Annotated in this window: 22 protein-coding genes and 1 pseudogene; 4 read left to right on the top strand and 19 right to left on the bottom strand. The window is 64.9% G+C overall.

Annotation, left to right across the window (positions count from 1 at the left end; all coding sequences use genetic code 11):
* Positions 1-89: 89 nt before the first annotated feature.
* The 3 genes from K226_RS0100885 to K226_RS0100895 are packed head-to-tail and all read left to right on the top strand — an operon-like array spanning position 90 to position 3,028.
* A complete protein-coding gene (locus tag K226_RS0100885) occupies positions 90-647 on the top strand; it encodes a TRAP transporter small permease (RefSeq protein ID WP_024812991.1) in 558 nt (185 codons plus the stop codon).
* The gene (locus K226_RS0100890) at positions 644-1,942 is read left to right on the top strand and encodes a TRAP transporter large permease (protein ID WP_024812992.1); all 1,299 of its coding nucleotides are present in this window, start codon (positions 644-646) and stop codon (positions 1,940-1,942) included. Before K226_RS0100885 ends, K226_RS0100890 begins: the two co-directional genes overlap by 4 nt.
* Positions 1,943-1,990: 48 nt before the next feature.
* Positions 1,991-3,028 carry a DctP family TRAP transporter solute-binding subunit gene (locus K226_RS0100895; protein WP_024812993.1) on the top strand — a complete coding sequence of 346 codons (1,038 nt, stop codon included), beginning with the start codon at positions 1,991-1,993 and terminating at the stop codon, positions 3,026-3,028.
* A 34-nt stretch (positions 3,029-3,062) separates the two neighbouring features.
* On the opposite strand, the gene K226_RS19375 is transcribed toward K226_RS0100895, so the two are convergent.
* The 4 genes and pseudogenes from K226_RS19375 to K226_RS0100910 form a co-directional block, all read right to left on the bottom strand.
* Positions 3,063-4,052 (bottom strand): PIN domain-containing protein, encoded by a 990-nt coding sequence (locus K226_RS19375; protein WP_255346694.1) that lies wholly within the window; start codon positions 4,050-4,052, stop codon positions 3,063-3,065.
* 69 nt (positions 4,053-4,121) lie between these two features.
* A pseudogene (locus K226_RS20110) lies at positions 4,122-4,427 on the bottom strand (nucleotide pyrophosphohydrolase); the annotation flags it as partial.
* 83 nt (positions 4,428-4,510) lie between these two features.
* Complete coding sequence (locus tag K226_RS0100905) at positions 4,511-5,443, bottom strand: 2-hydroxyacid dehydrogenase (protein ID WP_024812995.1); 933 nt, start codon at positions 5,441-5,443, stop codon at positions 4,511-4,513.
* A gap of 19 nt (positions 5,444-5,462) precedes the next feature.
* Positions 5,463-7,280: an ABC transporter ATP-binding protein/permease gene (locus tag K226_RS0100910; RefSeq protein WP_024812996.1), complete on the bottom strand. Its 1,818-nt coding sequence runs from the start codon at positions 7,278-7,280 to the stop codon at positions 5,463-5,465.
* A 40-nt stretch (positions 7,281-7,320) separates the two neighbouring features.
* Between K226_RS0100910 and K226_RS0100915 the strand changes: the two genes are divergently transcribed.
* Positions 7,321-7,734: an acyl-CoA thioesterase gene (locus K226_RS0100915; protein ID WP_024812997.1), complete on the top strand. Its 414-nt coding sequence runs from the start codon at positions 7,321-7,323 to the stop codon at positions 7,732-7,734.
* 54 nt (positions 7,735-7,788) lie between these two features.
* Here the strand turns inward: K226_RS0100915 and K226_RS0100920 are convergent, their stop codons facing one another.
* The 15 genes from K226_RS0100920 to argB form a co-directional block, all read right to left on the bottom strand.
* Positions 7,789-8,346, bottom strand: a complete 558-nt coding sequence (locus tag K226_RS0100920; protein WP_024812998.1) for a polymer-forming cytoskeletal protein — start codon at positions 8,344-8,346, stop codon at positions 7,789-7,791.
* Positions 8,347-8,483: 137 nt separating this feature from the next.
* Positions 8,484-8,966, bottom strand: coding sequence for a thioesterase family protein (locus tag K226_RS0100925; RefSeq protein WP_024812999.1), 483 nt, complete (start codon positions 8,964-8,966; stop codon positions 8,484-8,486).
* A 174-nt stretch (positions 8,967-9,140) separates the two neighbouring features.
* Positions 9,141-9,917 (bottom strand): enoyl-CoA hydratase, encoded by a 777-nt coding sequence (locus K226_RS0100930; RefSeq protein ID WP_024813000.1) that lies wholly within the window; start codon positions 9,915-9,917, stop codon positions 9,141-9,143.
* 73 nt (positions 9,918-9,990) lie between these two features.
* Entirely contained in the window at positions 9,991-10,818 is an 828-nt protein-coding gene (locus tag K226_RS0100935; protein ID WP_024813001.1) for an acyl-CoA thioesterase II, read from the bottom strand.
* 27 nt (positions 10,819-10,845) lie between these two features.
* On the bottom strand, positions 10,846-11,736 hold the full coding sequence (locus K226_RS0100940) for an alpha/beta fold hydrolase (RefSeq protein WP_024813002.1): 891 nt from the start codon (positions 11,734-11,736) through the stop codon (positions 10,846-10,848).
* Positions 11,737-12,067: 331 nt separating this feature from the next.
* Positions 12,068-13,267 (bottom strand): acetyl-CoA C-acyltransferase, encoded by a 1,200-nt coding sequence (locus K226_RS0100945; protein ID WP_024813003.1) that lies wholly within the window; start codon positions 13,265-13,267, stop codon positions 12,068-12,070.
* A 12-nt stretch (positions 13,268-13,279) separates the two neighbouring features.
* A complete protein-coding gene (locus tag K226_RS0100950) occupies positions 13,280-13,789 on the bottom strand; it encodes a DUF4442 domain-containing protein (RefSeq protein WP_024813004.1) in 510 nt (169 codons plus the stop codon).
* An 8-nt stretch (positions 13,790-13,797) separates the two neighbouring features.
* Positions 13,798-16,224, bottom strand: coding sequence for a 3-hydroxyacyl-CoA dehydrogenase/enoyl-CoA hydratase family protein (locus K226_RS0100955; protein ID WP_035240787.1), 2,427 nt, complete (start codon positions 16,222-16,224; stop codon positions 13,798-13,800).
* Positions 16,225-16,280: 56 nt separating this feature from the next.
* Entirely contained in the window at positions 16,281-16,715 is a 435-nt protein-coding gene (locus tag K226_RS0100960) for a DUF2147 domain-containing protein (RefSeq protein ID WP_024813006.1), read from the bottom strand.
* A gap of 151 nt (positions 16,716-16,866) precedes the next feature.
* The gene (locus tag K226_RS0100965; RefSeq protein WP_024813007.1) at positions 16,867-18,663 is read right to left on the bottom strand and encodes an acyl-CoA dehydrogenase C-terminal domain-containing protein; all 1,797 of its coding nucleotides are present in this window, start codon (positions 18,661-18,663) and stop codon (positions 16,867-16,869) included.
* Between the two features lie 4 nt (positions 18,664-18,667).
* Positions 18,668-19,372: a TetR/AcrR family transcriptional regulator gene (locus tag K226_RS0100970; protein ID WP_024813008.1), complete on the bottom strand. Its 705-nt coding sequence runs from the start codon at positions 19,370-19,372 to the stop codon at positions 18,668-18,670.
* Between the two features lie 234 nt (positions 19,373-19,606).
* Positions 19,607-20,290: a nucleoid occlusion factor SlmA gene (slmA, locus tag K226_RS0100975; protein ID WP_024813009.1), complete on the bottom strand. Its 684-nt coding sequence runs from the start codon at positions 20,288-20,290 to the stop codon at positions 19,607-19,609.
* A 183-nt stretch (positions 20,291-20,473) separates the two neighbouring features.
* Positions 20,474-21,937, bottom strand: a complete 1,464-nt coding sequence (locus tag K226_RS0100980; RefSeq protein WP_024813010.1) for a sensor histidine kinase — start codon at positions 21,935-21,937, stop codon at positions 20,474-20,476.
* A gap of 38 nt (positions 21,938-21,975) precedes the next feature.
* Positions 21,976-22,668, bottom strand: a complete 693-nt coding sequence (locus tag K226_RS0100985; RefSeq protein WP_024813011.1) for a response regulator transcription factor — start codon at positions 22,666-22,668, stop codon at positions 21,976-21,978.
* Between the two features lie 182 nt (positions 22,669-22,850).
* A complete protein-coding gene (argB, locus tag K226_RS0100990) occupies positions 22,851-23,741 on the bottom strand; it encodes an acetylglutamate kinase (protein ID WP_024813012.1) in 891 nt (296 codons plus the stop codon).
* Positions 23,742-23,817: the final 76 nt, after the last annotated feature.

Raw genomic sequence — 23,817 nt, forward strand, 5'->3', positions numbered from 1 at the left:
GCGCGCGCGCCGTCCAGGCCCCTGGTGCACAACACCGCCGGGCAGAGCGACAGCATTCGCCATGTTTGTTTCCCCGAGACTCTGCCCCCATGCCACCCTCCTCCCCTCCCGGGCCGACGGCTTCTGCCCCTGCGTCCCCGGCGCCTGAAGACAACGCCCCCCGCTCGCTGCGCATTGAAGACTGGCTCACCGTGATCGTGATGGCGGCGCTGGCCCTCATCACTTTCGCCAACGTGCTGGTGCGTTACTTCACCAATTCCTCGTTTGCCTGGACCGAAGAGATTTCCGTCTTCCTGATGATCGTGCTGGCGCTGGTGGCTGGCTCAGCCGCCGTGGCACGCGACCAGCACATCCGCATCGAATACTTCGCCGAAGGCGGCTCTGATGCCCGCCGCAAGCTGCTGGCGCAATGTGGCGCGCTGCTGGTGGCCCTGCTGTTCGCCTTGATTGCCGTGCTCAGCGTGCGCATGGTGTGGGACGACTACCGCTTTGGCGAAACCTCGCCCGGCATCGGCCTGCCGCAGTGGTGGTATTCGATCTGGCTGCCCGTGATTTCGGCGCTGATCGCCGCGCGCGCCATCGGCCTGTTCGTCCGGCGCAGCCGCCAGGCACCGCCCGCAGACCACCACGGAGACTTCCAGGCATGATCGCCACCCTGCTGTTCGTGGCCTTTTTGGCCATGATGTTGATGGGCGTGCCCATCGGCGCCGCGCTCGGCCTGGCCGGTGCCGCCGCCATTGCGCTGGCCAATGCCGACAGCCAGTGGTTCGGTCTGCTGGCCGTGCCGCAAAACTTTTATGCCGGGCTGGGCAAATACCCGCTGCTGGCGATTCCGATGTTTGTGCTGGTGGGCTCCATCTTCGACCGCTCGGGCGTCGCGCTGCGCCTCGTCAACTTCGCCGTGGCCATGGTCGGGCGCGGCCCCGGCATGCTGCCGCTGGTGGCCATTGCCGTGGCCATGTTCCTGGGCGGCATCTCGGGCTCGGGCCCGGCCAACGCAGCTGCCGTGGGCGGGGTGATGATTGCGGCCATGTCGCGCGCGGGCTACCCACCCTCGTTCTCGGCCAGCGTGGTGGGGGCCGCAGCGGCCACCGACATCCTGATCCCGCCCTCGGTCGCCTTCATCATCTACTCGGTGCTGGTGCCCGGTGCCTCGGTGCCTGCGCTGTTTGCGGCGGGCATGATCCCCGGCATCCTGGCCGGCTTTGCACTGATCGTCCCCGCCGTGTGGATGGCGCGCCGGCACAAGATGGGCCATCTGGAAGCCACCATGCCGCGCCCACCGTTCTGGAAAAGCCTGCGCGAAGCCCTGTGGGGCCTGGCCGCGCCGGTGCTGATTCTGGGCGGCATGCGTGCGGGCTGGTTCACACCCACCGAGGCCGCCGTGGTGGCGGTTTTCTACGGCCTGTTCGTAGGCATGGTGGTCCACCGCACCATCTCTGTGCGCGACCTGTTCCCCATCCTGCGTGAATCGGGCGAGCTGTCGGCAGTGATCCTGCTCGTGGTGTCGCTGGCCGGCATTTTTGCCTATTCACTGTCCACCCTGGGCGTGATCGACCCCGTGGCCAACGCCATCGTGAACTCGGGCCTGGGCGAATACGGCGTGCTGGCACTGCTGATCGTGCTGCTGGTCACCGTGGGCATGTTCCTCGACGGCATTTCGATCTTTTTGATCTTCGTGCCGCTGCTGCTGCCCATCATGCAGCACTACCAGTGGGACCCGGTATGGTTCGGTGTGATCCTCACGCTCAAGGTAGCGCTGGGCCAGTTCACCCCGCCACTCGCCGTGAACCTGATGGTGTCGTGCCGCATCGCCGGCGTGCGCATGGAATCCACCGTGCGCTGGGTCGGCTGGATGCTGCTGGCCATGTTCCTCGTGATGGTGCTGGTGATTGCATTCCCGCCACTGGCGCTGTGGCTGCCCGCCCGCCTGGGCTACTGATTTCGCTGTGCAACCGTTGTCAATACTGAACTGAAGGAGACTGAAAAAATGAAACTGCGTACATTCCTCACCTCGGCCGTGGCCGCTGCAGCCGCCCTGGCTTTCACCGCCCCCGCCGCCCTGGCGCAAACCGCGTACAAGAGCGAATACCGCATGTCGCTGGTGCTGGGCACGGCCTTCCCCTGGGGCAAGGGCGGCGAGCTGTGGGCCAACAAGGTGCGCGAGCGCACCAATGGCCGCATCAACATCAAGCTGTACCCCGGCGTCTCGCTGATCCAGGGCGACCAGACGCGTGAGTTCTCGGCGCTGCGCCAGGGCGTGATCGACATGGCCGTGGGCTCCACCATCAACTGGTCGCCCCAGGTCAAGCAGCTCAACCTGTTCTCGCTGCCCTTTTTGATGCCCGACTACGCCGCTGCCGACGCACTGACGCAGGGTGAAGTAGGCAAGAGCCTGTTCCAGACGCTGGACAAGGCTGGCGTGGTGCCGCTGGCATGGGGCGAAAACGGCTACCGCGAAATCTCCAACTCCAAAAAGGCGATCAAGTCCCCGGATGACCTCAAGGGCATGAAAATCCGCGTGGTGGGCTCGCCGCTGTTCCTGGACACCTTCACCGCCCTGGGCGCCAACCCCACGCAGATGAGCTGGGCCGACGCCCAGCCCGCCATGGCCAGCAGCGCCGTGGATGGGCAGGAAAACCCACTGTCGGTCTACATGGCCGCCAAGCTTTACACCGTGGCGCAAAAGCACCTGACGCTGTGGGGCTACATGAATGATCCGCTGATCTTTGTGGTCAACAAGGACATCTGGAACAGCTGGACCCCCGCCGACCGCGAGATCGTCAAGCAGGCCGCCATTGACGCAGGCAAAGAGCAAGTCGTCATTGCGCGCAAAGGCGTGATCGAGGCCGACAAGCCGCTGCTGAAAGAAATTGCCAGCCACGGCGTGACCGTGACGCAATTGAGCCCCGCCGAGCGCGAAGCCTTCGTGAAGGCCACGCGCCCCGTGGTCGAGAAGTGGAAGGGCCAGATTGGTGCGGACCTGGTGAACATGGCCGAGAAGGCGATTGCGGCGCGCAAGAAGTAACGCTATAAAAACAAGAGCTGTCAGCGCTTATCCATCAAGCGCCAGCAGCCCTTTTCGCTTTCAATCCCGGATAGGTGACGCCCTTGCCGTCGGGCGAGAGCGCCACCTCTTGGCGCGCCTGCAGCAAGGTGCAGACCTGCCGGGCCATAGACTGCGGGTCGGCCGCCTTGGCCGCGTGCGTTTCGATGAACTTGAGCAGACCCGTGACGCGGGTGGGTTTGTTCATGGGCATTTTCTGCAAGCTGGCGAGTACCGCTTGCGCTACCTTGGCCGCCGTGGGCTTGGCGGCGGCGACCTTGGACAGTGCAGGATCAGCCGCCTTCTTGGCAGTCGCTGGCGCGAGTTCAGGCGATGGATAACTCACCACATCCTTCTTCACAGTGACCCGCTTGAGCGCCTGCAACTGCGCTAGCGCATGAGCGACTCGCAGCGATTGCACGCTGGTCTCACCCAGGTGGTTCTGCAACAGGGCCACAAGCATGTCCTTGCGCGCCGGACGGTCGGACACCGCCAAACCATCCAGAAGTTTCACCAGTTGCTGCATATCTTTGCGCGTGGCTTTGGTGCTGGCCGGTGCTGCTTTGGTGGGGGTTTTCTTTTTCTCGCGCTTCACCTGTGCTACCGGCGCTGGTGGTGGCACGACCGGCGCAGCTGGGGGCGGTGCGGGCGGCTGCTTCGCCGCGGCCTTGTGGTGGGTGCAGCGGCGGGCATCAAACCCCAGCTCGCGCGCATGCTCCAGCATCGGGTCGTAGCCCTGGTCGTTTGCGATGACGACGAAACGGGCATTGGGCTGGCGTGCCGCGATGTAGCCCACGTAATAGCTGAGCTGAAAATCCAGTGCATTCCTGCCAGCACCAGAGCGAGGCACCTGGGTGACGCTCTCGCCAAAGGCCTGCCGGTGGCCGGTGTCGTCCACTTTCTGGTGAGGTCCATGAAACAGCCACACATCGCTGCCCTCGGGCACAAGCGCCTGAAGCGCATGTCCGGTCGGCTGCACATTTTCCCAATCGACCAGCAGATGCACCTTGGACGCTGCGGGCGCAGACTCGGGCGTGGGCGCAGGCGCGGCGGGCGGCGGTTCGGGGTGCTTGGCCGGGTACTTCTGGGCGTTCTTGCGCAGCTTGCGCTCCACCGCCTGTTCCACGTCCACATCGGTGTGGTCGGCCAGTTGCAGCAGGTACAGCAGCACGTCGGCAATCTCATCGGCCACGCGCTCCTTGTCGGGCGCGTTGCGCGTGAAGCCACGCGATTCGGTGAGGGTCTGCCACTGGAACAGCTCCAGCAGCTCCGCCGCCTCCACCATCAGCGCCATCGCCAGGTTCTTGGGCGCGTGGTAGGGCTGCCAATCGCGCGCAGCGGCGAATTCGCGCAGGCAGGTTTGCAGTGCCTTGATGTCCATGTGCCGCCCTCCGATGCTCATTTTTTCATAGCTTCTTGCGCTTATTCCATAAGCGCTAGAGGCCGATTTAGCTCAAAATCGAATTAGATCGGCGACACCATGGGCTGCCCTGCGAAGTGGCGCGTGGCGTTCGCGATGAAGCGGTCCACCGAGTTCTGCACCGCCTCGGGCGACCAGCCTGCAACATGCGGCGTGAGCACCACGTTGGACAGAGCGATGAGTTCGGCGGGCGGTGCGGGCTCGCTCTCGTACACGTCGAGGCCTGCACCGGCGATGGCGTGGGTGCGCAGCGCCCGGGCTAGCGCGGCGGTGTCCACCACGCTGCCACGCGCGATATTGACCAGCCAGCCGCGTTCGCCCAGCGCCTGCAAAATGTCTGCATCGACCAGGTGGCGCGTGCCCGGCCCGCCGGGGGTGGCGATGACGAGCACATCGCACCACGCGGCCAGGGCCTGCAGGCTGTCGAAGTAGCGATAGGGCAGGTCGCCCTTGGGGCTGCGGTTGCAGTAGCCCACCTCCATCTCAAAGCCCAGGGCGCGCTGCGCGATCTTGCGGCCGATGGTGCCCAGGCCCAGGATGCCCAGGCGCTTGTGCGAGACGTTGGGCGGCAGCGGCAGCGCGGTGCGCCACACACCTTCGCGGGTGCGCGCATCGAGCTGCACGATGCCGCGCACGGTGGCAATGAGTAGCCCGAAAGCGTGGTCGGCCACGCAGTCATCGTTGGTACCCGCGCCGTTGGCCAGGGCGATGCCACATCCCCGGGCGTGAGCCAGGTCGATGTTCTCGTAGCCCGCACCCAGTGCGCAAACCAGTTGCAGCTGCGGCAGCGCATCCATCTGCGCGGCCGACAGGCCGATGGAGCCGATGGTGAGCACGGCCTGCACACGGGCGCCGTGGCGGGCGATGGCTTCAAAAGCCTGGGCAGGTTCGGGCGCGTAGAGGAGCTCGAAGGACTGTGCGATCTGCGCGCGGTGCCCGTCGGTGAGCACGGTGATGGCCAAAAGGACAGGTTTCATAGGAGGGTTTTTATAAGAATCACGCCGACGGATCGCTTTGCTGCAAGGCCCACATGCTGGCATAGCGCCCGCCCAGCGCCAGCAACTCGCTGTGCGTGCCGCGCTCGACGATCTGGCCGGCGTCCATCACCAGAATCTGGTGCGCATCGACCACGGTGGACAGGCGGTGGGCGATGAGCAGCGTGGTGCGGTTGCGGGCAGCGCTTTGCAGCTCGGCCTGGATGGCGCGCTCGTTGGCTGAATCGAGTGCAGAGGTGGCCTCGTCAAAAATCAACACCGGCGGGTTTTTCAGCAGGGTGCGCGCAATGGCCACGCGCTGCTTTTCGCCGCCCGACAGCTTGAGGCCACGCTCGCCCACCATGGTGGCGTAACCCTTGGGCGTGGAGGCAATGAAATCGTGGATGCGCGCTGCGCGGGCCGCGTCCTCCACCTCGGCCTGGGTGGCGCCAGGGCGGCCGTAGGCGATGTTGTAGGCCACGGTGTCGTTGAACAGCACGGTGTCCTGCGGCACGATGCCGATCGCCTGGCGCAGGCTGGCCTGCGTCACGCTGCGGATTTCCTGACCCGCCATGGTGATGCGGCCTTGCTGAATGTCGTAAAAGCGAAACAGCAGCCGCGCCAGCGTGGACTTGCCCGAGCCCGAGGGGCCGACCACCGCCACGGTTTTGCCCGCCGGAATCTCGAAGCTGATGCCCTTGAGGATGGGCCGCGCCGGGTCGTAGGCAAATTGCACGTCTTCAAAGCGCACCGTGGGCTGGGCCAGCCCCACCAGCGGCTGCGCGCCGGGGGCATCGGCCACCTCGCGCTCGCGGTCCATGAGGGTGAACATCTTGTCCAGGTCGGTCAGGCTCTGCTTGATCTCGCGGTAAATCACACCCAGAAAGCTCAGCGGAATGTAGAGCTGGATCATGAAGGCGTTGACCATGACCAGGTCGCCCAGCGTCATGCGGCCATCGACAACGCCCTGCGTGGCGCGCCAGAGCATGGCCACCAAGCCCGTGGCAATGATGAGCTGCTGGCCCGTGTTGAGCAGCGAGAGCGAGCTTTGCGCCTTCAGGCGTGCGGCGCGCAGGCGCTGCAGGCTTTCGTCGTAGCGGCGGGCCTCGAAGCCTTCGTTGTTGAAATACTTGACGGTTTCGTAATTGAGCAGCGAATCCACCGCCTTGCTGTGCGCAGCCGAATCAAACTCGTTGGCCTCGCGACGAAACTTGGTGCGCCACTCGGTCAGCAGCACCGTGAAGGTGATGTAGCAGGCCAACGCGGCCAGCGTGATCCAGGCAAACCAGGCGTCAAACTTGACCGCCAGCACCGTCAGCACCATGGCCACTTCGATCAGGGTGGCGCCAATGTTGAACAGTGTGAACGAGATCAGCGACTCGATGCCGCGCACGCCGCGCTCGATGTCGCGCGTCATGCCGCCGGTCTGGCGCTCCAGGTGAAAGCGCAGGCTTAAAGCGTGCAGGTGTTCAAAAGTTTGCAGCGCAATCGAGCGCGCCGCGCCCTGCGTGGCCTTGGAAAACACCAGTTCGCGCAGCTCGGTGAACAGCGAGGTGGACAGGCGCAAAAGCCCGTAGGCCAGCAGCAGCCCCGCCGGCACCACCAGCACGGCAACGGGGTCGCCGGGCTTGATCGTCATGGCATCGACCAGGTTTTTGAGCAGCACCGGCACGCCCACGTTGGCAACCTTGGCGCCCACCATGAACACGATGGCCAGCACAACGCGCCACTTGTATTGCCACAAATAGGGCAGAAGGCGGGAAAGCGTGGCCCAGTCAGAGCGCTTTTGCGCGGGATTGGTGGCAGAGGGGGGAGGAGAAGGCTCGCCGTAGTGGCGCATGAAGGACAATTCCGATAGTTGTTTTACCGAGATTGTGCCTATGACCGACTTGCCCGTCCTTGCCGCGCCCGCGTTGCCCTCCAGCCATGAACTTGTTCTGAAGGTCATACCCATGCCTGCCGACAGCAACGCCAACGGCGACATCTTCGGCGGCTGGGTGATGGCGCAGGTCGATCTGGCCGGTTCGGTGCTGCCCGCGCGCTACATCAAGGGCCGCATGGCCACCGTGGCCGTGAACGAGTTCATCTTCAAGCAACCGGTGCGGGTGGGAGACATCCTGTCGTTCTTCGCCGCCGTCACGCGCATTGGCCGCACATCCATCACGGTGGAAGTCGAGGTGTATGCCGAGCGGTTCTCGGACCAGGGCAAATACCTGAAAGTGACCGAAGCGCGCCTGACCTATGTGGCCATCGACGCCGATGGCCGGCCGCGCCCGGTGCCGGTGCATTCCTGAGCGCGTTGCGCCCAGGCCATGGGCGCAGGCTCAGCCCCGATCGGGCGCTTCGCTTCAGGCCAGCGCCACCGCAGGCACCGGCACCTCAACGGACCGCGCTGCGGCCGCCGGGCGGGCACTGGCGCTGGTGCCCACACCCACCGCGATTTCGCCCGACAACTGGCCGCCCTCTTCCACCACCAGCTTGCCATAGCGGATTTTCCCGCTGACCCGGCCGGTGCCAAAGATCACCAGCTTGTCGCGCACGGTGAGCGTGCCATTGAATTCACCACGGATTTCGGCGATGTCGATGTCGGCCGAACCACGAAACGCGCCCTGCTCGGCAATCTGGATGACCCGCGAGTCCATGGTGGCTTCCACCGTGCCTTCCACCACCAGGGTGTCGCAATCGGTGATCTCGACCCCCTTGAGCTTGATGTTGGGGCCCACAGTGAGCTTGCTGCCACTGTTTTCTGCTGGTGCCTTGGCCGCTGCTGCGGTCGCAGTGGCGGCGCTGGTGCTGGCGCTAGTGGGGGCCACACTGTTCACACTGCTGCTGGGGGTGACCGTTGTGTGGCGGGGCTGAAAAGTTTCGGGTTCGCGTTTGCCAAAAAAAGGGTTCTGCACGGCCATCGGATCTCCTTGAAAAGAAGGGATCGTAGGAGCGCAGGGGCATTTCAACCTGCCGTCTCACGCAAGTTCGGTAACCAAATCGTTCGATGGTTGCATGCACTTGCACCACTTGCATGGGCACACCCGCTGCGGCCGGTTCAGGACACGATGTAGGCTGCGGCGCCCGCCGACATGAGCACGCCGTCGGGCCCGAAAAACTCCATGCGCGTGGTGGCCACGCGCGAGCCCAGGCGCAGCACCTCGGCGCGCAGCTCGAAATGGCTGCCAATGCCAGGCCGCAGATAGTCCACGCGCAAGTCGATGGTGCCCAGCCGGGCAAAGCGGTGCAGGCGCTGCTCGGGCGTCTCGTCCATGTGGCGCGCGCCAATGGCAGCCATCACGGCCAGACCGCCCATGGCATCGAGCCCCGCGCTGATCACACCACCATGAATGCGGTTGTAGGCATAGTGCCCCACCAGCTCGGGCTTCATGTCGATGCGGGCCACCACACGCTCGGGCGCCAGGCTCACCACCTTCAGGCCCAGCACATGGTTGAAAACAATCTTTTCCTCAAAGATGGTTTTCACGCCGGCAATGAACTCCGGCTCAAACTCGACGGGGGGTATCACGGTTTTTGTCATGGGGTCCTTGGGGCAGCAGGTGCGCGGGGCTTGGCGCCCTCATGCACAATGCTACTTTATTAATAGCTATAAACCAATGCGCAATAAGCGCTTGACGCTATTTTCATTCACATCAACGCCCACGATCAGGCACCAGTGCACACGGCCTGAGGCAGCCCTCAGACCGCGCGGACTTCAGCAATTGCTGAAGTCGGGCTTGCGTTTCGCCATGAACGCGCCAAAGGCTTCGCGGGCTGCGGGCTCGCGCAGCATGCGACCAAAGCTGGCGCCTTCCTCGGCCATCACGGCTTGCACCTGCGGGGCCTGGCCCTTTTTCATGAGGCGTTTGGTTTCGATCAGTGCCGACAGCGGCTTGGCGGCCAGCTTGCGCGCCTGCGTCTGGGCCACGCCATTGCATTCGGTGGGCGGCACCACGCGGTTGACCAGGCCCACTTCCAGCGCCGCCTCGGCCATGAAGGGCTCGCCCAGCAGCAGGGCTTCGGCAGCGCGGTGGTAGCCCATCATTTGCGGCACCAGCAGGCTCGATGCGGCTTCGGGGCACAGGCCCAGGTTAACGAAGGGCATGGAGAACGCTGCGTTGTCGCCCGCATAGACCAGATCACAGTGGAACAGCATGGTGGTGCCAATGCCTACCGCCGGGCCGCACACCGCCGCAATCACCGGCTTGGGAAAAGCCGCCAGGCCGCGCAAGAAGCGGAACACCGGCGAATCCTGGGTAGCGGGCGGCTGCTGCAGAAAGTCGCCAATGTCGTTGCCGGCGCTGAAAACCGCCACATCGCCCTGGAACACCACCGCGCGCACGCTGGCGTCGGCTTCGGCGGCGGCCAGCGCATCGGCCATGGCGGCATACATGCGGGTCGTGATGGAGTTTTTCTTGTCCACGCGGTTGAAGGTGATGGTGGTCACGCCCGCTTCGGTGTGCACGAGGATGTCTTGGGTGGCTTCGGTCATGGTGGTCATTTTGTGAGGTCTGAGGGGGACGTGATGACAGGCAGGGCCTTGTTGCGGCAAGGTGGCCCGCCCTTCATTCCTTGTAATAAACGATCTGGTGGCTGGTGGCCAGCATGGTGCCCGCCTCGTTCCACAGCTGCACGGTCTGGTCAAAAAACCCGTTGCGAAACTCTTGCCCGCGCGCCTGACCCAGCAGGTAGCCCATGCCGGTCTCCTGCAACTGTGCCGCACTCGCATGGAAATACACCGTGATCGACACGGTGCCCGCCGGCACCCGGTGCGCGCGGCGCAACCAGACGCGGGGAAAGAACACATCGGCCAGCGCCGCCAGCGCGCAAAAATCGAGCGGGCGCGGGGGTGCGTCGCGCATCCACAGCTGGGTCAGGCTGTGGTCGCCGCTGCCGTCCCAGGCGCGCGGCAGCGTCCCGGTGACGGGCCGCATCTCGTAGCGGCTGAGCCACTCCGAGCCAAACCCCGGGGGAATGGCGGGCAGATCGGCCGGCTGCGGCACGCCGGGCATGGGCACGTCGCCCGCGCTCCAGGTATCGCGGCGCACGGCCGTCACTGCGGTGGCCGTGGTGGTGACCACCTGGGCGCCCTCGGCGTCGGCCTGCAGGATCGACAGCGTCCAGTGTTGGGTTGAGCGGTTGGTGCGCACCGGCGTTGCCTGCACCGTGAAAGGCCCGGCCACCAGGGCGCCCGCATAGTTGACGGTGAGCGACAGCGGATCACCCAGGCGCTGGGGGTGCTGCATCACGGCCTGCAGCAGCGTGGCCGCCGTCACCCCGCCAAAGGGGCCCACCATGTTCCAGTAACCGGGATGGGTCTGGCCCGTGTACTGGCCGGGCGACGAAGACGTCAGCGCAAGCGCCTCGTCCAATGGATGGATGGATGAAGTCATGCCGCAAGTGTGCCGCGAAATGGGGCGCTAAAGCGTCGTACCGGCGACTGGTGTGCCCACCGCCGCACCGCCACCCAGCTGGGCCAGCGCCGCCACGGCGCGCGGCCACAGGCTCTGGCGGAACTGGTCGCGAAAAAACCCGAAATGCCCGATGCGCCGCACTTTGAGCTCTGCCGGGGAGATGCTCTCCACCCGGCGCTCGGTGTTGGCATACAGGTTGACGAGGTTGTGCGTGCCGCGCAGCGTCATCAGCTCATCGTCGGCCATCGACAAGGCCAGCACCGGAAACCGCACCGCGCCATAGCTCTGTGCCACGGCAGCCCCCTCGGCCCCCACGCTGTAGGTCGGGTGCAGGCACCAGCGGCGCCACTGCAGGATCACCCCGGACGGCAGGTCGCCCACCTTCTTGAGCGCGCGCCCCGGAAAGTACCCGCACAGCCGCGTAGCCAGCGGCACCAGCACCCACCAGAAATACGGAACGACGCGCCGGAGCTTCGGCGCGTTATCGCGCCAGTAGCCACTGCCCGCCGCCACGCTGAGCAGGCCATCGACCTGCCCGGGCTTCCTGAGCAGGCCCGGCAGTTGCGCGCCCAGGCTGTGGCCCAGCAGGTACAAGGGCTGCATGGGCAGCGCGGCCTTGGCCGCAGAGATCACCGCCTCGTAGTCCTGCGCCCAGTCAAACAGATCGGCCTTCACATCGCGCATGGCCCCGTGCAGCGAATCGCCATGGCCCCGGTAGTCAAACGTGGTGACCCGAAACCCCTGCTGCGCCATCCAGCGTGCAAAGGCCTCGTAAAACGACTGCCGCACGCCCATGGCCCCGCCAATGACGACACTGGCACGCGCAGCGCCCGCGGGCTCGTACACGCGCAGTGCCAAGACTACGGCGCCGTTCACCTGCAAGGTTTGCTTGTTCATGTCTGTCTCCTGGCTCAACACCGATCTGTGCCGGTTTGAAATGAAAACGCCTGCCACGCCCCGAAACAGGGCTTCGACAGGCTCAGTCGGAACGGTGGCGGAGGCAGCGCCCTAGCGTCGACAAGCTCAGCCCGAACAGTCGGGGGCGCACTGAGCTGCCAAACCCGACCTGCCTATCCCTGCTCATGCCCCCAAACCCCGCCCTCAAGGGCGTAGCGAGCGGGATGAGCTGCTAGGCGGACGGAGCGGAGCCACCGGAACGTACTTGCGGTACGTGAGGATGGCGAGCACCGCCCAACGACGCAGATCGCCCGCTCGGTAGCCAGTCAACTCAAACAGATTCGAAGATGCCGGCGGCGCCTTGTCCCATGCCTACACACATCGTCACCATGCCGTACTTGAGCTTGTTGCGCTTCAATGCATGCACCACCGTCGCCGACCGGATGGCACCGGTAGCCCCCAACGGATGCCCCAGCGCAATCGCGCCACCCATCGGGTTGACCTTGGACGCATCCAGCCCCAGCGTGTTCATCACCGCCAGCGACTGCGCGGCAAACGCTTCGTTCAGCTCGAACCAGTCGATGTCCTGGTGCTTGAGGCCGGCATAGCGCAGCGCCGCAGGGATCGCCTCGATGGGGCCAATGCCCATGATGTGCGGTGGCACGCCCTTGGCGGCGTAGCTCACAAAACGCGCCAGCGGCGTGAGGCCAAAGCGCTTCACCGCCGATTCGCTGGCCAGGATCAGAGCCCCTGCGCCATCGCTGGTCTGCGAGCTGTTGCCCGCCGTGACAGAGCCGCGTGCCGCAAACACCGTGCGCAGCTTGGCCAGGCCTTCCAGCGACGTGTCGGCGCGCGCGCCTTCGTCCAGGCTCACGGTGCGGGTGCGGGCGATGGATTCGCCGGTTTCCAGGTTGGCCGTGCGGTCGGTCACTTCGATGGGCGTGATCTCGTCGGCAAAGTAACCGGCCTTTTGCGCGGCCAGGGCTTTCAGGTGCGACTGCAGCGCAAATTCGTCCTGCGCTTCGCGGCTGACCTTCCACTGCTGGGCCACCTTCTCGGCCGTGAGGCCCATGCCGTAGGCAATACCCACGTCGCCTTCGCGCTCAAAAATGGTGGGCGACAGGCTGGGCGAGTTGCCCATCATGGGCACCATGCTCATGCTTTCCACACCGGCGGCGATCATGACTTCGGCCTCGCCCACGCGGATGCGGTCGGCCGCCATCTGCACGGCCGACAGGCCCGATGCGCAAAAGCGGTTCACGGTGATGCCGCCCACGCTGGTGGGCAGGCCCGCCAGCACGGCGCCAATGCGCGCCACGTTCAGACCCTGCTGCGCCTCGGGGATGGCGCAGCCGCAAATGATGTCTTCAATCGCTGCGGGGTCGAGACCGGGCGCGGCTGCCAGCGCTGCCTTGAGCGTGGTGGCCAGCAGGTCATCGGGGCGCATGTTGCGAAAGAAGCCGCGGTGCGAGCGCCCGATGGGCGTGCGCGTAGCCGCGACGATGTAGGCTTCCTGGACTTGTTTGGCCATGGTGAAACTCCTTCAATTCTTGGCGGGGCGGCTGGATGGAACCCAGGCCCACGTAAATGCACATTCGACCGGCTCCACGCCGGTTTCGTCGGTCACGGTGACCTTGACTTGAACCTCGCCCTTGTCGCTGGCCTGCATGGCCGCACGCTGCTCTGCCGTGAGCGTGGCCACGGCCTTGAGCGCACCGGTGGCGCGCTTTTTGAACGCCATGCTCAACTCTTTGGCCAGCGGCAGACAGTCGTCGCGCACGTTCATGCCCACCGCCATGCCCGTGGCCGTTTCGGCCAGCAGGTTCATGGCCGAGGCATGCACGCTACCGATGTGGTTGCGCACACGGTGCTCGTTGGCCAGGCGCACTTCCACCCGCTCGGGCGTCAGCGACACAAACTGCACCCCGGCCGTGCCGGTAAACGGCACGGCGCGGCGCAAGATGATGTTCTGCACAAAGCCCCGCATGAAAGCGGGGGCCTCGTCCAGGCGCATCAGCGAGCGCTGCAGTTTGTTGGGGGCGTGTTCGCTCATGCGGGCGGTCAGTTGCGTACGGGCTTGCCGGTGGACAACATGCCCAGGATGCGCTCTTGCGTCTTGGGGTGCTCGATGAGCGCGCAGAACGCCTTGCGCTCCAGTGCCATCAGGTATTCCTCGCTCACCAGCGTGCCCGCGTCCACGTCGCCGCCACACACCACGTTGGCAATCAGGCTGGCGATATGGAAGTCGTGCGCGCTGATGAAGCCGCCGTCGCGCATGTTGACCAGCGAGCCCTTGATGGTGGCAATGCCACTGCGGCCCGCCACCGGGAACAGGCGCTTGTGCGGGGCACGCCAGCCACCGTTGGCCATGGCCTTGGCTTCGTTGATGGCCACATACAGCAGCTCGTCCTTGTGCGGCACGATCACGTCGCTGTGCAGCACATAGCCCAGCTTGCGCGATTCCAGTGCGCTGGTGCCCACCTTGGCCATGGCGGCGGCGGTGAAGCCTTCGGTCAGGAAGGGCATCAGGTCTTTGCCAGTGGACGTCTCGGCGTTCTCGGCCGCACGGCGCGCGATGTAGGTCAGGCCACCGGCACCGGGCACCAGGCCCACGCCCACTTCGACGAGGCCAATGTAGCTTTCCATGTGCACCACACGGCGTGCCGAGTGCACGGCCAGCTCGCAGCCGCCACCCAGGGCCATGCCACGGATGGCAGAGACCACGGGCACATTGGCGTAGCGCAGGCGCAGCATGGTCTGCTGCATTTCGTGCTCGGCACCCTCGACCGCGCTGACGCCAGCAACCATGAAGGCGGGCAGCATGGCCTGCAGGTCGGCGCCCACGCTGAACGGCTCGTTGCCCGACCAGACGACCACACCCCGGAAATCCTTCTCGGCCATTTCCACGGCCAGATTCAGGCCCTCGCACACGTCGGGGCTGATGGCGTGCATCTTGGTCTTGATGCTGGCAATCAGCACCTCGTCGTCCAGCGTCCACAGGCGGATGGCGTCGTCTTCGTGCAGCGTCTTGCCAGCGGTCTTGAAGTCGGGCAGCGACTCGCCCAGCAGTTTTTCAGGGAAATGCTGCTTTTCGTAGACAGGCAAAGCGCGGCGCGCTATGAATTTGTTAGCAGAAGCGCTCCACGAACCTTGCGCGGTGTGCACGCCACCGGCCTCGGCCACGGGGCCCTTGAACACCCACTCGGGCAGCGGCGCCTTGCTCAATGCCTTGCCGGCGTCGATGTCTTCCTGGATCATCTTGGCCACTTCGAGCCAGCCAGCCTCTTGCCATAGCTCGAACGGGCCCTGCTGCATGCCAAAGCCCCAGCGCAGGCACAAGTCCACGTCGCGCGCGTTGTCGGCAATGGTGCCCAGGTGCACGGCGGCGTAGTGGAAGCTGTTGCGCAAAATGGCCCACAAGAACTGGCCCTGCGCGCCTTCGGCATTGCGCAGGAGCTTCAGGCGCTCGGCAGCGGGCTTCTTGAGCATGCGGCCATACACCTCGTCGGCCTTCTGGCCGCCCGGCACGTACTCTTCGGCTTCCAGGTCAAAGCGCAGCACATCGCGGCCCACCTTTTTGTAGAAACCGGCCTTGGTCTTCTGGCCCAGGTTGCCCAGCTCCAGCAGCTTTTTCAGCACGGCGGGCGTTTCAAAGCTGCCGTAGAACGGATCGCTTTGTTCGTTGAGGTTGTCCTGCAGCGTCTTGATGACGTGGGCCATGGTGTCCAGACCCACCACGTCGGCGGTGCGGAAGGTGCCGCTGCTGGCGCGACCGAGCTTCTTGCCCGTGAGGTCGTCCACCACATCGAAGGTCAGGCCGAAGTTCTCGACTTCCTTCATGGTGGCCAGCATGCCGGCAATGCCGACGCGGTTGGCGATGAAGTTGGGCGTGTCGTGCGCGCGCACCACGCCCTTGCCCAGGCCGCTGGTCACAAAGGCTTCGAGCTGGTCGAGCACTTCGGGGGCGGTGGTGGGGGTGTTGATCAGCTCCACCAGCGTCATGTAACGGGGTGGGTTGAAGAAGTGGATGCCACAAAAGCGCGGCTTGATGCTCTCGGGCAGCGCCTCGGAGAGCTTGGTGATCGACAGGCCCGAGGTGTTGGACGCCACGATGGCGTGCGGTGCAACAAAGGGGGCGATCTTGGTGTACAGATCGAGCTTCCAGTCCATGCGCTCGGCGATGGCCTCGATGATGAGGTCACAGTCGCGCAGCTGCTCCAGATGCTCTTCGTAGTTGGCCTGGCCGATTAATGCGGCGTCGTCGGCCACGCCCAGCGGCGCGGGCTTGAGCTTCTTGAGGTTGTCGATGGCGCGCGTGACGATGCCGTTCTTGGCACCTTCCTTGGCCGGCAGGTCGAACAGCACCACGGGCACCTTGACGTTGACCAGGTGCGCAGCAATCTGCGCGCCCATCACGCCTGCGCCGAGGACGGCGACTTTCTTCACTTGAAAACGAGCCGTAGCGCGGGTTTCGATAAATCGGGACATGTCTTTTGTTCCTTGTTGTGGCGTTGCCGCGCCGTGCGCGGGCAACGCAGTGGCCGTTACTGGACCCGGACCCAGGTCTGCGTGCGGCCGAATGGCCCGATGGAGCCGCGCACTTCGAGCTTTTTGCCACCCTCGACAGGTGTCATGCGCAGCGTGTAGTTGCGGCCGTTCTCGGGGTCGAGAATCTTGCCGCCCTCCCACACATCCTTGCCTTCGGCCTTTTTGGCGCCGCGGATGATCTCCAGGCCCAAGAGCGGCTTGTCCTTGCGGTCGTCGCTGCATTCCTTGCACAGGTCGTCGGGCTTGGCGTCTTTGGCCAGGCGCTTTTCGAGCACACCGGTCAGCGCACCTGCGTTATCGCGGATGCGGATTTCGGCCTTGGCCTCGCCGGTCTTGTCGTCGATGTTGCGCCACAGACCCTCGGGTGTCATCTGGGCCCATGCAGGCACCGAAAACGCTACAATAATAATAGCTGCTACCGCTTTATACATAAGGGTTCCAGTACTAAAAGGCTTGAAATTCGTGCTGGCGGGGATTCATCCGGCTTTGCATTCAACCGGATAACCAGCCGGGGCGCCGAAGGCCATGCGCTAGCACGGCGCGGCGCCCCAACGGCGTTACCCGTTTGACGGCAACACCGTATCAGGCCAGGGCCAGGTCGGTGTCCATGAGCACCTTGCTGCCGGCACGCGCCGTGCGCATGAGCGTGGCGGTCTCGGGGAACAGCTTGGCAAAGTAGAAACGTGCCGTCTGCAGCTTGGCGCCGTAGAACGGGTCGGTATTGCCGGCGGCGATTTCGCGCAGTGCCACCTGGGCCATGCGGGCAAACAAGTAGCCAAACACCAGGTGGCCTGCCACGCGCAGGTAGTCCACGGCAGCAGCGCCCACTTCGTCGGGGTTTTGCAGGCCCTTGAAACCGATTTCGGTGGTGAACTTGGTCATCTGGTCGCCCAGGTAGGCCACGGGGTTGATGAACTCGGCCATCTTCTCGTTCACGCCTTCTTCTTCCACCAGCTTGCCAATCAGCTTGCCCAGCTTTTTGAGCGTGGCGCCGTTGTTGCCCAGGATCTTGCGGCCCAGCAGGTCGAGCGACTGCACGGTGTTCGTGCCTTCGTAGATCATGTTGATGCGGTTGTCGCGCACGTACTGCTCCATGCCCCATTCCTTGATGAAGCCATGGCCGCCGTAGACCTGCATGCAGGCGTTGGTGGCGGTGTGCCCGTTGTCGGTGATGAAGGCCTTGACGATGGGCGTGAGCAGCGCCACGAGTTCTTCGGATTCGGCGCGCACCTTTTCATCGGGGTGGCTGTGCACCTTGTCCAGCAGCAGCGTGCAATAGATCTGCAGGGCACGGGCGCCTTCGGCGTAGGCCTTGGCGGTGAGCAGCATCTTGCGCACGTCGGGGTGCACGATGATCGGGTCGGCGTCCTTGTCCTTGGCCTTGGTGCCCGACAGGCTGCGCATCTGGATGCGGTCCTTGGCGTAGACCAGCGCGTTCTGGTAGGCCACTTCGGTCAGGCCCAGCGACTGGTTGCCCACGCCCAGGCGGGCGGCATTCATCATCACGAACATGGCGGCCAGGCCCTTGTGCGGCTTGCCCACCAGGGTGCCGATGGCGCCGTCGATGGCGATCTGCGCCGTGGCGTTGCCGTGGATGCCCATCTTGTGCTCCAGGCCCGAGCAGTAGATGGGGTTGCGGTCACCCAAAGAGCCGTCGGCCTTGACGTTGAACTTGGGCACGACGAACAGGCTGATGCCCTTGCTGCCCTTGGGCGCATCGGGCAGGCGGGCCAGCACCAGGTGCACGATGTTGGCGGCCATGGCGTGCTCGCCTGCAGAGATGAAGATCTTGTTGCCGGTGATCTTGTAGGTGCCATCGGCCAGGGGTTCGGCCTTGGTGCGCAACATGCCCAGATCGGTGCCGCAATGGGGTTCGGTCAGGCACATGGTGCCGGTCCACTCACCGCTGGTCAGCTTGGGCAGGTACAGGGCCTTTTGCTCGTCGGTGCCGTGCGCGTGCAGGGCTTCGTAGGCACCGTGGCTCAGGCCGGGGTACATGGTCCAGGCCTGGTTGGCCGAGTTCATCATTTCGTACAGGCACTGGTTCAGCACAAAGGGCAGGCCCTGGCCACCGTAGGCGGCGTCGCAGGAGAGCGCCGCCCAGCCACCTTCGACGAACTTGTCGTAGGCTTCCTTGAAACCCGTGGGGGTCTTGACCTCGTGGGTGACTTTGTCCAGCGTGCAGCCTTCTGTGTCGCCACTGATGTTCAGCGGGAAGATCACTTCGGAGGCGAACTTGCCTGCCTCTTCGATCACGGCGTTGATCGTGTCCACATCCACCTCGGCATGCTGGGGCATGGCCTTGAACTCGTCGGTGACCTTGAAGACTTCGTGCATGACGAATTGCATGTCGCGCAGGGGCGGCGTGTAGGTAGGCATGGGGTTACTCCTTGATGGTTTGGGTGGAAAGGGTGAGGGCCTTTGCCGCAGCCGGTTGGCTGCAGCGGGCCAGAATGTTGTTGAACCCCGTGATGGCCCGATCGATGGACCCGGGGGTTTGCAGAAAACGCGCTTCGTAGTGCAGCGCCAGGATGAGACCGTGAATTTCAAAAAGCATCTGCTCGGGGCTGACCTCGTCGCGCAGCTGGCCCAGCTCTTTGCAGTGCTCGATGGCGCGCTTCATGGCGGCGTGCCAGGTCATGACCGAGCTGACCAGCGCATCGCGCACCAGGCCTGTGCGGTCGCCAAACTCGATGGCGCCGCTGATGTAGATGCAGCCCGAGTCGATTTCGATCGAGGTGCGCTTCATCCAGTTGTCAAACATGGCCCGCAAACGGGCGACGCCGCGCGGTGAGCTCATGGCCGGATAGAACACTTCCTGCTCGAACCGGTTGTGGTACTCGCGGATGACCGAGATCTGCAGCTCTTCGCGCGAGCCAAAGTGGGCAAACACGCCCGACTTGCTCATGCCCGTGACATCGGCCAGCGCGCCAATCGACAGCCCTTCCAGCCCAATGTGCGTTGCCAGACCCAGGGCGGCATCCACAATGACGGCCTTGGTTTGCTGGCCTTTTTGCAACGCGCGGCCCGTGCCGCTGGTAGCGCGCGGGATACGGGTGACTTGGCGAGATGGGGTAGGTGAAGGCATGCGCAAAAATAAAACGAACGTTCGTGCTATTTTGCAGTATTTTTGAACCGGTGCCGAAAGTCCCCCAAACAATTTGGGTCTTATCGCACCGGGCGTTGTTCGCACGCCACCGCCATGCTGCGGGCGGCCGGGCTGCTGGCGGCAGCGCCTTCAGTGCATCAGGGCTCTGGCGCCCTGATACCTCAGTTCAGCCTGAGCGCCGTTTACCGCTCAGGCAAACCCGGCGCAAACAGTTCAAGCCGCATCGGGCCGGATCAACAACGCAAGACTAGCGTCCAGATATTCGGTTGGCAATCGCCGAAAACCCGAACGTGCGTAGCGCTGCAACCGGCCCTGCGCAAAGGCCGTGAGCACACTGGCGGCCACCTGGGCGTCCACCGTGGGCGTGGAGGAGCTTGCCGCGCCTGCTGCTGCGCGCAGGCACTGGCGCAGCGAGGATTCGATGCGCTCGAAAAACTGGTTCATGCGCTGCTGCAGGCGTTCGTGCTCCAGCACCAGCGCATCGCCCACCATCACGCGCACCAGGCCCGGATTGCGCTCACCAAACTGCAGCAGCAGCGCCACCACGCGCGCTGCCTGGTGGGCGCCGCCCTCGGCAGGTTGCGCGGCATCGGCCGGGTCGCGCCCGACAATCTGCGTCACCCGCGTGAACACGGCCTGCTCGATGAAATCGATCAGCCCCTCGAACATCTGGGCCTTGCTGGCGAAGTGGCGGTACAGGGCTGCCTCGCTTACCGACAGGCGCGCGGCCAGCGCCGCCGTGGTGATGCGCTCGGCCCCGGGCTGCTCCAGCATCTCGGCCAGTGTCTGCAGGATCTGCATGCGCCGCTCGCCGGGCTTGGGCCGCTTGCGCGCCGCTGGGCTGTCGCCCACATCGGCAGTGGTGACTGGCTCGGGGATGGGCAAAAGTTCAGACATGCTGGTGGGGAGGAATGGAAACACTGATCCCAAGAAAACCGCACGGCCAAGGCTTGCTGGACGGGCAGTGAGCGCTTTTGGCGATCTTGGGCAGGGCGTAAATCATGTATGGAAATGATTCTCGCACAGCCCTTCGGCACCCCCGGCACGCGTCTGGCGCGCGTCTGGCCCGGTGGCTCTGGCTCAGGCAATCGGCGGCTCGGGCGGGAACACCACAGCCACCACCAGCCCGCGACCCTGGCTGCCAGTTCCCAGTGTGAGTGCGGCGTGGTGCACGCGGGCAATTTCGTCGGCAATGGCCAGCCCCAGGCCAGTGCCCTCGCCCACCGTGCCGGGAACCCGATAAAAGCGCTGCGTCACGCGCCCGCGCTCGGCATCAGGGACACCGGGGCCATCGTCTTCCACCTGCAAAAAAACCCGGGGAGGGTTCATGGCGTTGCGCCGCACACCGCAGCGAATGGTGACCACCCCGCCAGCGGGCGTGTACTTGATGGCGTTGTCCACCAGATTGGAAAGCAGTTCACGCAGCAGCCAGCCATGACCGGTGACCCGCACCGACTGCACATCAAGCCCCAGGTCGAGCCCCTTGCCCGTGGCGGCATCCAGAAAGGTTTCGAGCAGGGATTCGCACAAATCCTTCAAATCCACACGCTGGGAAGGCTGGGCATCCAGGCTGCGCGCGTCGGCGCGCGACAGCGCCAGCAACTGGTGCGCCAGCTGCGAGGTGCGCCGGGTGGCGTTGCGCAGCTTTTCGATTTCATCGACTCCTAAAAAAATAGCGCCTTGCGCTTTTTGCTGTTGGGCTAGAGGGTGTTTTTTATCAAAATTCAGCGACAACGGCGCTGGCACCGAGGCGCGCGCAATCAGGGCCCATGCCTCCACCTGGGCCTGCAGGCCGGCCAGCGGCGTGCGCAACTGGTGGGCCGCATCGGCCACAAAGCGGCGCTGCCCCTCTGCCTGCGCGTTCACCAAGGCAAACAGGCGGTTGAGCGAGTGCACCAAAGGGCGCACCTCGGAGGGCGATGCGGCTTCGTCGATCGGGCTCAGATCGCGGGGGGAGCGGCGCTCCACGGCATCCGCCAGGTCCACCAGCGGCTTGAAGGCCCGGCGCACCGCCCAGTGAATGGCCAGCCCCGCCGCCGTCACCAGCACCAAGTTGGGCAACAGCACCCGCATCAGCAACTGCTGCGCCCATTGCTGGCGCGGATCCGACCCATCGGCCAGCGCCACCACCAGCTCGCCGGCGCCCGTGCGCCCGCGCTGCACCGCCACCCGGTAGGTGACGCCGCCATACTCCATGCTGTGAAACTCAGGCGCCTGCGTGGTGGGCACGCCGCCATGCACCCAGCCTTCTCCCAGCAGCAGCCGGCCCGTGGTGTCACGCACGCTGTAAGCCGCATAGCCCGCGTTCTGGCGCAGGAAATCTTCTACCGGCGGGGCCAGCAGCAGCAAGGGCGGTTCGCGGTCGAGGAAGGGCGGGGCCAGCACGGAATCGGCCAGGGCCGGCAGCAGGCGCAACAGGCGCAGATCGTGCCGCCCTGCGGCTTCGTCTGCCGAGCGGTAGTCGAGCCAGACGCCCACCGTGGCCAGCGCCATCAGGGGCAGCACCAGCAGCATCAGCAGGCGGTTGCGCAGATCGGAGGTCATCGCGCGAAGTCGGGGCCGCTGCATGGTGGTGCCCAGGTTTACTGCGCTTGCAATTCCAGCCGGTAGCCAAAGCCGCGAATCGAGCGCAGGGCCACGCCATGGGGCTCCAGCTTGCCGCGCAGCCGCGACACATACACCTCGACAGCGTTGGGCGTGATTTCCTTGTCCCAGCCGGTCAGCGCCTGCAGCAGTTTGTCTTTGCTGGCCGGTTTGGGGGCGTGGATCAGCAGGTATTCCAGCACCGTCCATTCGCGCGGGCCGAGATCAATCACCTGCTCGGTGTCGTTCGACCGGATGCTCGCGCGGCGCCCCGCCGTGTCGAGCTCGAGCGGGCCAAAACTCAGCACCGCCGTGGTGGCCGCCTGCGAGCGCCGCAACAACGCGCGCAACCGCGCCAGCAGCTCGGGCAACTCGAAGGGCTTGACCATGTAGTCGTCAGCGCCCAGGTCCAGCCCCTGCACCCGGTCGTGCAAGGCATCACGGGCCGTGAGAATCAGCACCGGCATGGCGGGGCTGGCCATGCCGGGGCGGCGCAGGCGGCGCGTGAGTTCAAGCCCATCCATGGCAGGCAGGCCGATGTCGATGATGGCTGCATCAAACGACTCGGTGCGCAGCACTTCTTCAGCGCGCTCGCCACTGCCCACCCAATCGACGGCATAACCCGCATCGGTAAGCCCCAGCTTGATGCCGCTGGCCACCATGACGTCGTCTTCGACCAGCAACAAGCGCATGTCAGTGCCGCCCTGCGCCAGGGGTGGCTCGCAGTTGCTGGTACGAACGAGCGTCCCCCACCTGGCCGTGGCCCGTGACACTGGCGCGGCCGAGGCCAGCAGCCGACGCGCAAGGGCCGCCCCGCCGCGCTGGCGGCGTCCCCCTTGGGGGGGATGGCGCGAAGCGACTCAGGGGGGGCATATCAGTGGCTGCGAATCATGGTGCCGTAGGCCTGATCGGTCAGGATCTCCAGCAGCATGGCGTGCGGCACGCGGCCGTCGATGATGTGCACGGCATTCACGCCAGCCCGGGCCGCATCCAGTGCACCCGCAATTTTGGGCAGCATGCCACCCGAAATGGTGCCATCGGCAAACAGCGCGTCAATCTCGCGCGCCGTGAGGTCGGTGAGCAGCTTGCCCGCCTTGTCCAGCACGCCGGGGGTGTTGGTCAGCAGCATCAGTTTTTCGGCCTGCAGCACCGTGGCCAGCTTGCTGGCCACCACGTCGGCGTTGATGTTGTAGCTTTCGTTGTTTTCACCAAAACCAATGGGGCTGATGACCGGAATGAAGGCATCGTCTTGCAGCGCCTTGACCACGCTGGGGTCGATGGACACGATGTCGCCCACCTGGCCTACGTCGTGCTCAATGCTCGGGTCCTTGTTGTCCACCATCTTGAGCTTTTGCGCGCGGATCATGCCGCCGTCGCGCCCCGTCAGGCCCACGGCCTTGCCGCCGGCCTGGTTGATCAGGCCCACAATGTCCTGCTGCACCTCGCCGGCCAGCACCCACTCCACCACTTCCATGGTTTCGGCGTCGGTCACGCGCATGCCCTGGATGAAATGGCCCTTCTTTCCCAGGCGGTTGAGCGCTGTCTCGATCTGCGGACCGCCCCCGTGCACCACCACCGGGTTCATGCCCACCAGCTTGAGCAGCACCACGTCCTCGGCAAAGTCGGCCTGCAGGTCGGGGTCGGTCATGGCGTTGCCGCCATACTTGATGACCATGGTCTTGCCATGGAACTTGCGGATATAAGGCAGCGCCTGGGCCAGAATTTCAGCCTTGTCGCGGGGTGCTATCGAAAGAAGGTCGGTCATGGGGGCGTGCCATCCGGAGAAAACAATGAGGCGCAAATTGTGCCGCATTTGCACGCCTGCATCTGCCCCCGGGCAT

Source organism: Acidovorax sp. JHL-3 (genome assembly GCF_000526295.1).
In the GTDB taxonomy this organism is placed as follows: Bacteria; Pseudomonadota; Gammaproteobacteria; order Burkholderiales; family Burkholderiaceae_C; genus Acidovorax; species Acidovorax defluvii.